The sequence below is a fragment of the Acidobacteriota bacterium genome (genome assembly GCA_016208495.1).
Classification (GTDB): Bacteria; Acidobacteriota; Blastocatellia; order Chloracidobacteriales; family Chloracidobacteriaceae; genus JACQXX01.
The window spans coordinates 86,042-100,455 of the sequence record JACQXX010000028.1; the positions used below are offsets into that span (position 1 = coordinate 86,042).

Sequence of the window (14,414 nt, forward strand, 5' to 3'; positions counted from 1 at the left end):
GGTCTATCGAACGTGAATGCTCGGAGCACGAAACTCTTCGCAATAGCGACCGAAAATGCCAGCAATCCGTTTGCAGATGGTTTCCAGCGGTTCGTTCACAATCCGGCGGCCCAGGTCTGGCGGTAACGCTGCCAGCGCAGACACCGTCGGCTGGTGAACCGATGGGTATGAGGTACTGTGAACTGAAGGAAATAGAGGTGGGGGAATCGGGGAGGGAAGTTCATCCGCGAGATTGACCAGCACCTGATAAATCAGGCCCGCCGGCAATTCTTCGGCCACTTCAATCGTGAAATGCTTGAGCATCCGGCACTGGTGTTTTCCAGTTCGAGTCGTTTCAAGCCCGTAGACTCTGACAGTGCCTGCGTATGGCGCGCGTGGAAGTGGGTGGGTTGATTCAACCTGCAGCCGACACAGCCCCTGTGCGTGGTCCGCCCCTGTGAATTGGGGAGTAGCAAGCACAGTGACGCAAATCGTAGCTGGTTGATTCATATGTGTTTCGCCAAAAAGCAAAAGACCACAGGCCCAAACGGTCTGTGGTCTTCATCTCTTTGACACGCAGATCGGTTCGCCCTTCCAAACGTGCCTACGAGGTTAGCTGACGGATTCGGGCTTGGAAGTGCCCTACTGGAGATCACTCATTGCTGAAGATCAATCCAGATTCACCCCAGAAAGCCGGCATCACACAAGCTGACGACTGGCTTCCAGTTGGTTCCCCCGCTCTACTTCTTTCGTTGCAAAGTAGACTCGGCTGCAAAGTTCTGACAAACAACCTCAAAAACTGATGACTATGCTAGACCTTTTTTTGGCACTGTCAAGCAAAATCGCATGTCAACCTCCGTCTCTCAATTGCACGGGATATAACACAAAAGGGGGCGGACACCTCGGTCCACCCCTACTCAAACAACCCATTCACATAATCTTCAGGCGAGAACACCACCAGGTCGTCCATCTGCTCGCCAATGCCAACGTAGCGAATTGGAATTCCCAGTTCTTTGGAAATGGCGACCACAATTCCACCTTTGGCCGTTCCATCCAGTTTGGTCAGCACAATTCCAGTGACTGCCACACTCCGGGTAAATTGACGAGCCTGCTCCAGTCCGTTTTGGCCAGTCACGGCGTCAATGACCAGCAGCACTTCGTGCGGCGCCTGGGGAACTTCGCGTTTGGCGATGCGGGTCATTTTTTCAAGTTCCTGCATCAGGTTGGTTTTGGTATGAAGTCGCCCGGCGGTATCAATGATGACCACATCGGCATCGCGGGCTTTGGCTGCCTGGAGCGAGTCGAAAACCACGGCTGCCGGGTCCGTTCCAGGTTTTTGCTGGACCAGATCTACCTGGGTGCGCTGGGCCCAGACGGCAAGCTGGTCCGACGCCGCTGCCCGGAACGTGTCAGCCGCACAAATCAGTACTTTATTGCCTTCTTTTTTGATGAGGTTGGCCAGTTTGGCAATGGTGGTGGTTTTTCCGACGCCATTGACGCCGACCATCATCATGACATAAGGCCGAATATCGTCAGCGAGTTCGAGTTCTGAGGCAACTGTTTTGCCTCCAAAATTGCGCTTTGGCGGGGCTGACGTGAGAATGGCCAGGAGTTCGGATTTTAACAGCCGCTTTAATTCATCCACATTATTGATCTGGTTTCGATCAACCTGTTTGCGAATTTTTTCAACCAGATCAAGCGTGGTTTGAACGCCAATGTCAGATCCCAGCAGAATCTCTTCAAGATCATCCATGACCTGGGCGTTGATCACCTTCTGCCCACGCAACAGCGTGTCGAGTCGTCCAACAATATTTTCACGGGTTTTTTGGACTGCCGTTTTGAAGCGATAAAAAAATTTCTGTTTGGCTTCTTCTTCAGGGCTGAGTGTGGGGGTGATGACTTCAACCGGTGCGGGAGGCGGAGGGAGCGGGGCCGTGGGTGACTCTGACTGTCCACGACCAAAAAACCGGCTGAGAAACCCTGATTTTCCACTCTGTTCACCGGGTTCGGCCAGGACTGGGATGGGTGAAATCACACCGGGCGTTTCTGGTTGTGGTGATGTTGCCAAAGGGACTGGAACCGCAGGTGGGGTGATGGGCTCGGTCACCGGTGGCGGCGCGGCTGGCTGAACTTGAACTGGAGAAGAGATGATTTCTGGTGATGCCGGAGTTTCAATGGCCGGCGCCACACCCGCTGAGGTCAACATTTCCGTGCTTTGAACTGCAGACGGCTCCTCAGATGGTTTGGGTGCATCCGTTTCGCGGCCCATCAGGCGATTCAACAAACTTTGCTTTGGCGCCTCGCCTTCAGAGGCATCCTTTTTCTTACGATTCCAAAATAAACCCATAGTGTGTGTGTGACGGTCAGGAGATTTGTGTTTTGAAAAGATTGAAACTGGTAGCCAGAAGCGAGCAGGGAATCTGTGAATAGAAGTTCCGAATCCCTACTCGCTACTCGTTACTCACTACTCACTCTTTTTGGTCTGCAATTGATAGAACCCGCCGCAGCCAGCATAGAGGGCTGAGGCACCGAGTTCTTCTTCAATTCTGAGCAATTGATTGTATTTGGCCACCCGGTCAGTCCGGCTGGCAGAACCCGTTTTGATTTGACCGGCATTGAGCGCGACGGCCAGATCGGCAATAAAGGTATCTTCGGTCTCGCCGGAACGATGTGAAATAATCGCGCCATAGCGGCGGGTCCGGGCGAGTTCGACCGTGTCCATCGTTTCGCTCAACGTTCCGATTTGATTGACTTTGACCAGAATGGCATTTGCCACATTGAGGTCAATTCCTTTGCGCAGGTATTCAACGTTGGTGACAAACAGGTCATCACCGACGAGCTGGATACGGTCGCGCAATTTCTGGCTCATCAGTGACCAGCCGTCCCAGTCATTTTCACCCATGCCGTCTTCGATGGAAATAATCGGATACTGGTCAACCCAGTTGACCCAGTAGTCAACCATTTCCTCAGATGTTTTCTTGGAACCATCTGATTTCTTAAACACATATGAGCCATCAATGTAAAACTCGCTGGCTGCTGGATCGAGTGCAATGAAAATCTGGTCGCCGGGTTTATATCCAGCCTGAGTGATGGCTTCAAGGACAACTTCAATCGCTTCAACGTTTGATTTGACGCTGGGAGCAAATCCGCCTTCATCGCCAACCGCCGTTGAATAGCCACGTTTTTTGAGCACGCCTTTCAGGGTATGAAAGACTTCGGCACCCCAGCGAAGCGCTTCAGCAAAGGAAGACGCTCCCATTGGGACAATCATAAATTCTTGGAAATCAACATTGTTATCGGCGTGGGCACCGCCGTTGAGAATGTTCATCATGGGCACTGGCAGCGTTCGGGCGTGGGCGCCGCCGAGATAACGGTACAGCGGAACTTCCAGTGCATTGGCTGCCGCCCGGGCGGTTGCCAGCGAAACCGCCAGCATGGCGTTGGCACCAAGCACCGCTTTGTTTTTGGTTCCGTCAAGCTGGAGCATGGTTCGATCCACGCCGATTTGGTCCAGAGCGTTGAAACCATACAGCGCTTTGGCAATTTGTTCATTCACATTGGCAACGGCTTTGAGGACCCCTTTTCCAAGGTAGCGGCCTTTGTCGCCGTCCCGGAGTTCAAGCGCTTCGTTTTCACCTGTCGAAGCCCCCGACGGCACGGCGGCCATTCCCCAGGTTCCATCTGAAAGCTGGACTTCGGCTTCAACCGTTGGATTTCCACGGGAATCAAGAATTTCCCGCGCATGAATGTGTTCAATTGTCAGCATAAGAGGATGTGACTCCTTGAAAGTATTGAGTTTAGAGGGCAATTTGTCGTTCAGAAAAAGTGGTTAGTGGTTAGTGGTTAGTGGTTAGAAATCAACATTTTCGAGGAAGGACCAGGAACCAGTTACCAGGAATCAAACACCAGGTCCGGTCACTCCAAAATCTTCTGTGTCATTGGGATGCGCTGGCGATAGTTGGCTTCGCCGACATAGGTCTTCTGGTTTGGCTTTTGGGCGTGAAGCTTCTTTGAAAGTGAATCAATGGCCGCCGCGCGTTTTTGTGACGGAGGATGGGTTCGAAAAACGGTATCGGCCAGCCCGGTCAAGGGATCGGTTGCCCCCGTGGATTTGAGTGACCCCAGCCGTTGCTGCATGGTTTTGCCTTCAGCGGGTTCGTACCCGGCTTTGAACGCCAAAACCGTTCCAAGATTGTCAGCTTCGCTTTCCTGAACTTCGCTATAGGAAAAGGTGAGCAGTTTTGACCCAAGTGACGCAATCAGAACCGAGACATCGGCAAAGGGTAGTTGTGACGCCGCCACCACTGGTTTATAGAAATCCACGGTATGTTCGGCATCCACATGTGAAATTTCGTGTCCAATCACCGCCGCCAGTTGAGCTTCGTTTTCAATCACCGTTTCAAGCAATCCACGATAGATAAAAACGTGTCCCCCCGCGATGGCGAAGGCATTGGGCAGACGGTCTTCAACCACATGAAATTTGTACTTAATGCCTTTGCGTTTGACATTGGTCGCCAGCACCTTGCCAATCGAGGTCACATAGGCTACTTCACGTTGATCCCGATCAAGCTTTGAGCCAAGTTTTTTCTGAATGTTTTGAAAAAACTGGTTGCCGATCTGCATTTCCTGTTGGGGTGTGATGGTGACGGTGTCCAGAATCGGTTTGACCAGTGACCGGACAGCCTCTTTGCCAAGCGGAACGGCGACGCCAACCGCATCAATGATGGCATCTTCAATGGATCCACCTTTTTGGCGGTGGAGCGAGTTGGAATGAGCTGAAACGGCAGGTTGGCCTGCGCTGAATGTGCTGATGATGAGGGAAATGGCTAAAAATGTAGTAAGGAGTTTCATAAGATTCCCTCCTGGATGAGTGTAAATGCCTGTTGATCAAGGGTTTCACTCGCTAACGCTTGTTTCACCCGAGGCTTTAACTATGTCACCCTCTTCGAGGGTTTGAGTGGCTGTCTTTTCTTCATTCTTCATTCTGCTCACGCCATTTTCGCCGGACGATTGCTGATGCGAATTTCAGGGTCTTTAATGACGACCTTGCTGTACGGTGCCACCGAATGCGTGAGCCAGACGTTGCCGCCAATCACGCTCCCGCGACCAATCACGGTGTCTCCGCCAAGAATCGTCGCCCCGGAATAAATCACCACGTCATCTTCAAGCGTTGGATGCCGTTTGGTATTGCGGACCAGTTCGCCATCCTCTGTTTTTGGAAACGAAAGTGCTCCGAGGGTAACTCCCTGATAAATCTTGACGTTATCGCCGATAATACATGTCGCGCCGATGACAACGCCCGTTCCATGATCAATAAAAAACCGTTTCCCAATTTGGGCGCCAGGATGAATATCAATTCCAGTTCGACCGTGGGCATATTCCGACATGATGCGTGGAATGAGCGGCACCTTGCGTTGAAACAAGGCGTGAGCAATCCGATGGATCATAATGGCCTGCAGCCCCGGGTAGCTCAAAATGATTTCATCGTAGCTGTGGGCTGCCGGGTCACCAACGTAGGCGGCCTCGACATCCGCCGCCATGGTTTCACGGAGCGCCGGGAGATGTTCGAGTACATCGAGCACAATGGCCCGCGCCTGGTTCTTACATTCGGGGCAATCTTTACAGTTGGGAAGATCCAGTTGCCGGTCGTGACACAGGCAGAGCAGCACCTGTTTGGTCAGATCATCGTGAATTTCGGCGACCAGATCGCGAACACGGGCTTCGACCCCACCGGCATCCAGCCCGGCCATCCCAAAGTAACCTGGGAAAATGACTTCCCGAAAGGCACCCAGGATGTTGATGATGACGCTCCGTGAGGGAAGCGTTCCGCGTTCGATATGGTGAATGATGGGTTTGCAACTGGTGTATGACGCGATGACAGATTGGGAAATAGCAGCAAGTTTCGGGTCCATGTGACTGGCCGGCAACCGGTTGGTTCAACCAGGAGTTGTTCGAGAGGTGAACTTCCATTGTTGGACGGTTCGGCTGCGGGTAACTCCTTCAGGCATTGGTTCGGAAAAGAAAATACAGGTATGGATACTCTAATCCAGTCTGCCTGAGAAGTGAACCCCGAAAAGCCAGGGCTGAAAAAACCAGGGCTGAGGGTTTGGGGCTGAAGACTCGCAAGCTCGGGGCTGAATTACCCGACTCCTTCAGCTTTCACCTGTAGGTTTTTTGATTTCATCCCGAAGGGATAGCGCAAGTTTAGCCGGTGGTCAGCGTTGCTTTGAACGCGCCACCACCGGATTTGGTCATCCTCAATATTTTCTCCTGCACGGCCTGCGCCCCGTTGGGGCGCGGCTGGCACGGGAGGAAATAATAGACTGCCAGATCCGGTGGTAGGCCCAAAGCGGCCAACCAACCGGCTATCCGAACGGCAACTCTTCGAGGTGCAAGCCAAAGACCTGCAAGTAAAAGGTCACGACACCCCATCCGGATTGCTCGGAGCTTTTTTAAAGTAGTGACGATAGGCGAGTTTGACCAGGTTCCAGACCTTATTCCAGGCGATGTTGCCTTCTTCGCCGCGAATCAATTTTCCAAGAATCTGGTTGCGCAGGTGGGCTGACTCACGCTTGAGCATAAATTCCTTGGCGTGGGGGCGGGCAGCGTCAAAGAAGCTGAACTTTGGTTCAACGAGCAATCCGATGCCTTCAATCGTGGTCAGGGCGCGAATGATGAACGTGAAATTGGCGGGAATGTAGAACGGAAAGCTGTAAATTGTGTCGGCCACGGCAGCCATCAGGTCCTGAAACCGAATCATGCCGATTTTGACGCCGACATAGCGGGAAAAAATGGATTCAACCACCGGGCGAAATTCCTCTGGATCAAATCCAGGTCGCAAGAAGCCGAGCGCGATGGCGTCTCCGACAATGCCGACGATGTCGCGTTCGACAATATGGAAAAAGGCATCAATCATGCCGCTGCGCATCTCGTCGGTAATTTGCCCAACCATCCCGAAATCAAAGAAGGCCAGCCTGCCATTGGGCATCATGCGCAGGTTTCCCGGATGCGGATCCGCGTGGAAAAAGCCGTCTTCGAGGAGTTGCTTGAGGTAGGTCCGGGTCAGAAGTCGAATGATTTCAATTGGTTGATGTCCGGCAGCCTTGAGACCTTCGAGGTCAGTGAGTTTGAGACCGCCGATGTACTCCATGGTGATAATGCGGCGGGAAGAAAGCTCCGGGTAGATTCGCGGGACATACACCGTGTCTTTCCAGTCGGCAAAGTTCTGGCGAAACCGCTCGGCATTTTCGATTTCTTTCTCATAATCGGTTTCTTCGTGGATCATCCGGTCAAATTCATCCACGACGCCCAGCCAGTCAATTCCTTGAATCCATTCTGGATAGCATTCGAGGCCTGCCGCCACGTAGCGAAGTACCGTTAAATCCAGGTGCAAGATTTCTTCGAGATTGGGACGCTGGATTTTAATCACGACTTCTTCGCCTGATTTGAGCCGGGCGCGGTAGACCTGTCCGAGGCTGGCCGCTGCGAGTGGTTCGCTATCAATGCTGAGAAACAGTTCGTGAGGTGCGCGACCAAGGTCTTCGCGGATGCGTGCCCAGGCCAGTTCATTGGGGAAGCAGGGAACTTCATCCTGGAGCAGCGAGAGTTCTTTGATGTAAGCGAGCGGCAACAAATCGGGGCGGGTTGCAAGCGTCTGGCCGATTTTGATGAAAGTGGGCCCAAGTGCCGTCAGGTCTTCACGCAGGGTTTGGGCTCGTTGGGCCTCACGTTGGGCCGGATCTTTGATGGAGAGACGACGAGTGGCATACCAGACTGTCCACCGATGAGCGAGGCGCTGCCACCAGCGAGGAAGTGCGGTGCGATCCTGAACGGAGAACCATTCAACCCAGAGCGGAAAGGCAAAACCGAACATCACCCGGAAAAGCTGCCAGAGCCGTTTGTAGGCCGGCCAGCCAATTTCGCGAACGGCAGCCCAGTATGGCGCCGCATCAGGCGGGGTGGGCTGGAACTGGAGCTTTTCGGGCACGGATTGAACGGCAAGCTGTTCCTGAAATTCGATGTGTTCAATCACCAGGGCCGACGGCACCAGCGTCTCCGGTTTCGGAGCGTCCACAATGGCAGGTTGGATGGCGTCAGGTTTCGAAGCTTCCATAAAACAATAGGGTTCAGGGTTCAGGGTTCAGGGTTCGGGGTTCGGGGTTCGGGGTTTCGAAGAAAGGCAAATTTTTCGATTATTTTGCTTCTTAAGTACCTTGTCATAAATTTTCTGAGATATTGGATTTGGTAAGTGTTTGATTTTTTTCGTCTATTTCGTGTGTTTCGTGGTTCAAAATGTCTTGGAATTTTCGGTAAGGTACTTACCAATGCCAGGTGCTTCAAGCGTGATTGGTTTCATACATTATTTGTCCACGTTGAACAATTTCCTGCATAAATGGATCACCAATGGCCAGTCGTTCTTGAACTTGTTGTGGTGTTCGGACGATAACATCCATGGGAAGCAGAATATTGAGATAATTCAAAATTTGAATTGCCTGCTGAGTATGCCTTCCCTCAAACGGCATCACTACGAGCAAGTCAATATCCGATTCAGGGGTTGGATGCCCATAAGCGTGTGATCCAAAGAGAATGATTTGTTCTGGATGAAATTTTTCAGCGATTTGGTGACAAAGTAAATGGATTTGGCGCTCAATTTGTTCCATGGCTGATTCCTTCTCCGTTTCGAAAAGGTCAAATTCTTCTGGAAAGGGTTGTTGACGGCAATCCGTTTTGATGTCTTGGGTTGAGCCTCCTGAAAGGCTGCCGTTCGGATAGCCGGTTGGTTGCGCTGCTTTGAGCGCTACCCGCTGGAACCGCATCCTGTCACCGGTTTGCACCCAGGATGGGGGCAGTACGGATGTACTCAGGTTCCGTTGGTATCGCCGCTTTCCCTGATGGGTATCACGTAAACAAATCATCCACCGGTATGGTCCAACCAGGAACAGCGGGTTCAGCTTCGGCGATTTCGCCCCGGCGGTAAATGGTTGGAGCATCAGGATCAGTTGACCGATAAACCTTGACGATTGATTCACTTAACAGATCAACATCCCAAACGACCACTGTTCCCGCCGCAAAGTAGTCGCGCCGTTTTTCCGCCATTTGGAGTTCAGCTTCCGGGCCGTAGTCATTTTCACTTCGCACCTCAACCGCAAACACGGGAGCGCCTTCAAGGAATTTCATTCCAGTCCGCGGGCCGGTGTGAAAGGCGGCGTCCGGGCTAAAGGAAGCGCGGTTTGGGAGGTTGACCCGAAATCCGACGTTGTCCGGGTAGGCAAAGCCGGTGCCTGATTGGCGTTCATACTGACGCAAACTGGAATAAATATCGCCGGCAGTTCGACCTGGATCTCCACCTGTGGGAGGCATAGACACAATTTCTCCGTTGACGAGTTCCGCTTTGGCGTGATTGGGAACCTGTATCAAATCATCAATTGTGGCTTTGTGAGGAAGTGTGAGCATCCGGGTTTCCTCCAGATAAGTTGAAGTTGAGGGAACCCGATTGTACCAGCGGGAGGAAGGAATACCAATTTGGAATCACATGGTTCGATTTGTAGAAGGCTAAGTTATTTAATCAAATAGACTTAACGAACTACTGACTACGGACTGTTGACTACAAATTAATATAAATTCTAATCGAGGCCGGGGAGTTTCCCGATTGGAGACTTCAAGGGGCCGGTGTTCCCGGTACTTTGGCGAGGGAGAAACTGGAGCAGAACAAAGATCACGATGCACACACCCAGGTAATACCAGAGTGAACCCATAAAGGCTGCCGTATACGCCTGGGATTGGCTGACATTGGGCATGGCCTGACGCTGACCCAGGATGCCGAAAAAAATCACCCCGACAATGGCAATTCCAAGTGCTCCGCCAATTTGTTGCACCGTAGTCAATATCCCTGTTGCCGCTCCAGCAATTGCCCGTCTAACTTTGGCGAGAATCATATTATAGAGTGGTGTGGTAATGAGTCCCATCCCGGCTCCCTGGATCATCAGGGCAATGGAAAGGGCAAAAAAATTGATATTTTCACTGTTGGTCAAGAGCGTTAGATAGGCAATTAGTGGACCCAACCCCATAAGAATGATTCCAATGGTCAGGGTTTTCTGGCCAAATCGTTTGGTGAGTTGAGAGGCAAAAATCGACCCTGAAATAAATCCTAATGCCATTGGAGTGAGGGTTAATGCTACCCAGAGGGGTTTAAATTTAAGTCCAACCTGAATGAAAATCACAAACGTGAAGTAAAACGAGCTTTGGGTTGTTGCGTAAAGGAGTGCCACGATCAATCCGATGACATAGGTTCGATTTGTGAGAAGCCCTTCTGGAATCAGTGGAGAGCTATCTTGAGCACTGGCTTTGAGATGTTCATAGCGCAAAAAAAGCCCAATGATGAGGATTGATCCAACCAGGCAGAGGATGGCGATTGGTGGCCAGCCAGCTTCGCGTCCAACCACAAGTGAGCCAACCATAAAGGCAAGCCCCAGCGCCAGAATTCCTACTCCAAGCAAGTCAAGGGACGTGCCAAAGTAAGAACGTGACTCACGCAAAAATTTTGGAGCAAAGCTGGCTGCCAGGATGTAAATAGGCACGCTCACGAGAAAAATAGCTCGCCATCCAAACCATTGGACAATCGCACCGCCGATGAAAAGCCCCAGGAGTGCTCCTGAGCCAAGCGCTGCATTGTAAAATCCAAATGCTTTATTGCGTTCTTTGAGGTTAAAACTCACTGAAAGGATTGACAGAACTTGGGGTGAAATGAGTGCCCCAGCCAAACCTTGTATTACAAATAAGCCAATGATCAAATAAATATTGTGCAGCAGGCAACACATTCCCCAACAAACGGCATACCCGAGTGTTCCAACGATAAACATGCGTTTGCGTCCGAAGAGGTCCCCAATCCGTCCGCCAGTGATCAAAAAACTGGCGGTGGCAATCTGGTACGAAGCCACAATCAATTGCATTTGGGCTGATTTCGCCATCAGTTCCTCTTGCATTGAAGGAATGGCAACATAGGTCAGAAAGCCATCGAGTGAGAGGGAAAACATAATGGCTGACAAAACTGCCAGGCTTTTCCATCGGGTTGGGTCAGGGAGGGCTTCAAAGGTGGTGCTCGTGTGGGCAAAAGGGAGTTCGCGGGTCATTTCAGTTTCAACAGATGAGTTTCCTGGTTCAAAATCTGGCTTTCAGTGGAGTATTTCGGGTGGAGGTGCGATCCCCAGGAAAGCAAAACTCTGAATTCCAGAAAAACAGTGGGCACCGCAAGGGTGCCCGTTGTGTGAGTAGAGAGTTGTTTGTGGTTTTCCCCTCAATTCAATTGAATCGAGAGAACGTACAACCTGTGAATTTTGAGAGATATTCAAGCACTTGGTTCCTCGCCGGTCCAACATTAAAAGGTAAGCCGAACACCAAATTGGAAGAGCCGTGGTGCAAACGAACTCAAATATCGATTCCGGGTGACGGTATAGCGACCGTTTTCTTGTGGTGGAAGATTAAAATTCCCGTCGGCGTCCCGTTGGAAAATGCGATTGAATTGATCAATATTGACCCGGTTGAAAAGATTAAACACCTCAGCAATGACTGAAACCGAATAGCGTTCTTTGATCGAGAAGTTCCGGGTCAACCGGACATCAACATTAGAAAAATTGGGCGAAACACCGACATTTCGCCCAATTGGGCGGGAAACACCATCTGGGCCAACCACTTGCGGGCGATCATAGAGCACGTCGTTTGAATCCAGATCGGCACCAGCCTGGAGGTTAAATGGACGACCGGAATTGAGTGCGATAATGGTTGAGAGCGAAAAGTTTTTCAAGAATTTGTTCTGGGTATAGTTTAAATCCCACGACCCTGAGAACAAAAACCGGTGGCGGACATCCTGAAGTGATAATCCGCGTTCGCTGCGCAGGTTAAAGACATTCTCGATTTCCTGAACGCCACCCACATAGTCTGACGAGTTATCAATCGTTTTCGAAAACGTGTAGCTGGCCTGAAAGCCAAAATTATTGGCAAACCGGCGATTGATCGAACTTGACAGGCCATGGAAATAGCTATCAAAGGCTGATTCGTAATACAGAACTGCCCCACGGGCGGTATCAACCCGGCCATTGAGATAACTCTGGGCCAAAATTGGTTCCGGTCGAACCACTGGATTTACATCACGCGTGCCAAAGAGCCGAATGCCGCGTGTGTAGTTGTACGATATATTCAGAATTGTCTTTGGAGTCAGGAAATAGTTAAAACCCAAACTTGTTTGTTGAGTGTAGCTGGTTTGTAGATTTTGTTGAACTTCGTCCTCCAACCCAAATTGGCGGGTAAACCCTACGTTTTCAGGAATCTGGTCTGAAGCTGGGAAGTTACGCGTTGGGCGCTGGAAGGTCAGGATCGTTTCGGGCAGCAGTTGGAATGAGGTGGTGCGACCTTTGGGAAAGGCGGCAAAGATCGGTCCGATATTTGGGGTTGCGAAAAACAACCCATACGTGGCGTACAGCGAAAGTTTAGGAAATTTACTTGGGTTATATGACAGTGCCACGCGTGGACTGAGGTCGCCTTTATTGCCATCCAAAAACTGCGTGGTGAACCGGTCATAGCGCAGGCCCAGCTTGAGCATCAGGTTATCACGCAATTTGATGTCATCTTGAATAAAGGTGGAAAAGAAGTTTTGAGTCACCTCTAGTGGTTTTTGGGAAATGAATCCCTGGGCATAAAAGGTCGGAAGCGGCAGGTTGGCCAGGTCCAGGTTGTCTGGGAAATTTGGAGAATTGGCAAACAAGGGTACCAGTGGTGCCAGGGCGCTCAAAAATGTCTTTTGATCCGCTGACCGCAAGCTGGGATCAAACGCCTCAAGCGCACTAAAAAAACCATCTCCTGGCAAGCCAATAAATCGCAAATCCAGGTCATTAAACGTAATTGAACCCTGTTCACGGCTGGGAAGGCGGTTTTTCGCCATAATCCGCAGGAAATCAACCCCGAATTTAAGCTGGTGGTTGCCTCGTGAAAGCGAGACGTTATCCACAATCTGGAAAATGTTGACCCGTCGTGGCTGGTTGAGAAAGATCGGTGGTCCGAAGACGATGCGACCTACATCGCCGCTATTGATTGACACCCGGGGACTCACCGTATCAGTCAGCACATCCTGAGACCGATGGCTATACAGGAACCTGGTTTCATTCACCATGTTCAGATTGGCGTTGATATAGGTATTGCTGGCGGCAAACTGATTATCATTGAGCCGCTGTGTCCCCGAGTTGGATCGGTCGGTTAACGCCCCAACCGGCTCAAAGTTACCGTCGAAAGTTCCACCATAATTGTAGCGCAGGGTAAGCAGGTTGTTGGCATTGACCTGCATGTCGGTTCTTGCCAGGACAGAGGTGTTTCCGAGTGCAAACGGTTGGGCCCCATTATCAACATAGGAAAACCCGATTCGGCGGGCTGATTGAACAATATTTTCAGGAATGGTGATAATGTTGTTTTGTTTCACTGAAAGACGCTCAAATGAAGCGAAATAAAAGAGTTTATCTTTTTTGATCGGACCGCCGACTGTCGCGCCAAACTGGTATTGTTTATACGGCGGATTTTCCTCGGCAAAGGCATTGCGGGCACTGACGGCATCGTTGCGGACAAAGAAAAAGGTCGTTCCGTGGTGATCGTTTGTCCCACCTTTGGTCACGATGTTGACCACCCCGCCCAGGGCGCGGCCAAATTCAGCCGAATAGCTATCTGAGACCACCTGAAATTCGCGCACGGCTTCCTGACTAAATGTTGACCGGACGGTGCCAACGTTACTGTCGTTGTTGTCCAATCCATCAATGGTGACGTTGTTTTGGCGGCTTGACTGGCCATTAAACGATAATCCGGAAGTTGCGGCCACCCCTTGAACCGGTAGCCGGTCAACCGTCACCCGTGGGGCCGTAACGGCAAAATCCAGGAAGTTCCGGCGGTTGATAGGCAGATTGTCAATCCGGTCCGACCCATTGATGGCGCTGCTTTCGGTCTTGCCTTGTTCAAAGGAAACTGCGGCCTCAACGTTGACGGTTTCGACGGCGCCTTCAGGCACCAGTGTCATTTGAACCAGCGCTGAAGTACCGATATTGATCAGTACCCGTTCTTTTTTCGGTGCAAAGCCTTCGAGTTCCACCAGAACTTCATAATTTCCAGGCGGCAATTGCAAAAATTGATAGTTGCCGTCTTCATCGGCGTCAGCAGTCCGTTCCAGATTGGTTTCAATTTGTCTGGCTTTGACTGGGGCACCGGCAATCACCGCACCGCCAATGTCTTTCACCCGCCCAACAATCATGCCAGTGGTTGAGCCGCTTTGGGCTTTCACTGTTGAAATCGGAGTATTCAAGCTGATGGCAACTACACTCAAGAGGCTCAACAAGCCCAAAAAAACAGTATTCCGTAATAGATTGTTGGTCGACATAGGTTTTTTCATCAGAGGGTGCAGGGAA

At 51.0% G+C, this 14,414-nt stretch carries 10 protein-coding genes; all 10 read right to left on the reverse strand.

Features of this window, described 5'->3' with window-relative positions:
• Positions 1–3 precede the first annotated feature (3 nt).
• The gene (locus tag HY774_05050) at positions 4–489 is read right to left on the reverse strand and encodes a hypothetical protein (GenBank protein MBI4747831.1); all 486 of its coding nucleotides are present in this window, start codon (positions 487–489) and stop codon (positions 4–6) included.
• Positions 490–892: 403 nt separating this feature from the next.
• Complete coding sequence (gene ftsY / locus HY774_05055) at positions 893–2,185, reverse strand: signal recognition particle-docking protein FtsY (protein MBI4747832.1); 1,293 nt, start codon at positions 2,183–2,185, stop codon at positions 893–895.
• Positions 2,186–2,443: 258 nt separating this feature from the next.
• Positions 2,444–3,745 carry a phosphopyruvate hydratase gene (eno, locus tag HY774_05060; GenBank protein ID MBI4747833.1) on the reverse strand — a complete coding sequence of 434 codons (1,302 nt, stop codon included), beginning with the start codon at positions 3,743–3,745 and terminating at the stop codon, positions 2,444–2,446.
• Between the two features lie 149 nt (positions 3,746–3,894).
• Positions 3,895–4,830, reverse strand: a complete 936-nt coding sequence (locus tag HY774_05065; GenBank protein MBI4747834.1) for a M48 family metalloprotease — start codon at positions 4,828–4,830, stop codon at positions 3,895–3,897.
• Between the two features lie 137 nt (positions 4,831–4,967).
• Entirely contained in the window at positions 4,968–5,891 is a 924-nt protein-coding gene (locus HY774_05070) for a serine acetyltransferase (protein MBI4747835.1), read from the reverse strand.
• A 506-nt stretch (positions 5,892–6,397) separates the two neighbouring features.
• Positions 6,398–8,092 carry an AarF/ABC1/UbiB kinase family protein gene (locus HY774_05075; protein ID MBI4747836.1) on the reverse strand — a complete coding sequence of 565 codons (1,695 nt, stop codon included), beginning with the start codon at positions 8,090–8,092 and terminating at the stop codon, positions 6,398–6,400.
• Between the two features lie 223 nt (positions 8,093–8,315).
• Positions 8,316–8,639 (reverse strand): nucleotidyltransferase domain-containing protein, encoded by a 324-nt coding sequence (locus HY774_05080; GenBank protein MBI4747837.1) that lies wholly within the window; start codon positions 8,637–8,639, stop codon positions 8,316–8,318.
• Between the two features lie 238 nt (positions 8,640–8,877).
• A complete protein-coding gene (locus HY774_05085; protein MBI4747838.1) occupies positions 8,878–9,432 on the reverse strand; it encodes a Uma2 family endonuclease in 555 nt (184 codons plus the stop codon).
• 170 nt (positions 9,433–9,602) lie between these two features.
• The gene (locus tag HY774_05090) at positions 9,603–11,108 is read right to left on the reverse strand and encodes an MFS transporter (protein MBI4747839.1); all 1,506 of its coding nucleotides are present in this window, start codon (positions 11,106–11,108) and stop codon (positions 9,603–9,605) included.
• Between the two features lie 245 nt (positions 11,109–11,353).
• Positions 11,354–14,386, reverse strand: coding sequence for a TonB-dependent receptor (locus HY774_05095; protein MBI4747840.1), 3,033 nt, complete (start codon positions 14,384–14,386; stop codon positions 11,354–11,356).
• Positions 14,387–14,414 lie beyond the last annotated feature (28 nt).

Bases quoted from the DNA above. Each gene is read 5' to 3' on its own strand.
- eno (MBI4747833.1), bottom strand. From the start codon at position 3,745: ATGCTGACAATTGAACACATTCATGCGCGGGAAATTCTTGATTCCCGT.
- HY774_05075 (MBI4747836.1), bottom strand. From the start codon at position 8,092: ATGGAAGCTTCGAAACCTGACGCCATCCAACCTGCCATTGTGGACGCT.
- HY774_05080 (MBI4747837.1), bottom strand. From the start codon at position 8,639: ATGGAACAAATTGAGCGCCAAATCCATTTACTTTGTCACCAAATCGCT.
- HY774_05070 (MBI4747835.1), bottom strand. From the start codon at position 5,891: ATGGACCCGAAACTTGCTGCTATTTCCCAATCTGTCATCGCGTCATAC.
- HY774_05065 (MBI4747834.1), bottom strand. From the start codon at position 4,830: ATGAAACTCCTTACTACATTTTTAGCCATTTCCCTCATCATCAGCACA.
- HY774_05085 (MBI4747838.1), bottom strand. From the start codon at position 9,432: ATGCTCACACTTCCTCACAAAGCCACAATTGATGATTTGATACAGGTT.
- HY774_05090 (MBI4747839.1), bottom strand. From the start codon at position 11,108: ATGACCCGCGAACTCCCTTTTGCCCACACGAGCACCACCTTTGAAGCC.
- HY774_05050 (MBI4747831.1), bottom strand. From the start codon at position 489: ATGAATCAACCAGCTACGATTTGCGTCACTGTGCTTGCTACTCCCCAA.
- HY774_05095 (MBI4747840.1), bottom strand. From the start codon at position 14,386: ATGTCGACCAACAATCTATTACGGAATACTGTTTTTTTGGGCTTGTTG.
- ftsY (MBI4747832.1), bottom strand. From the start codon at position 2,185: ATGTTGACCTCAGCGGGTGTGGCGCCGGCCATTGAAACTCCGGCATCA.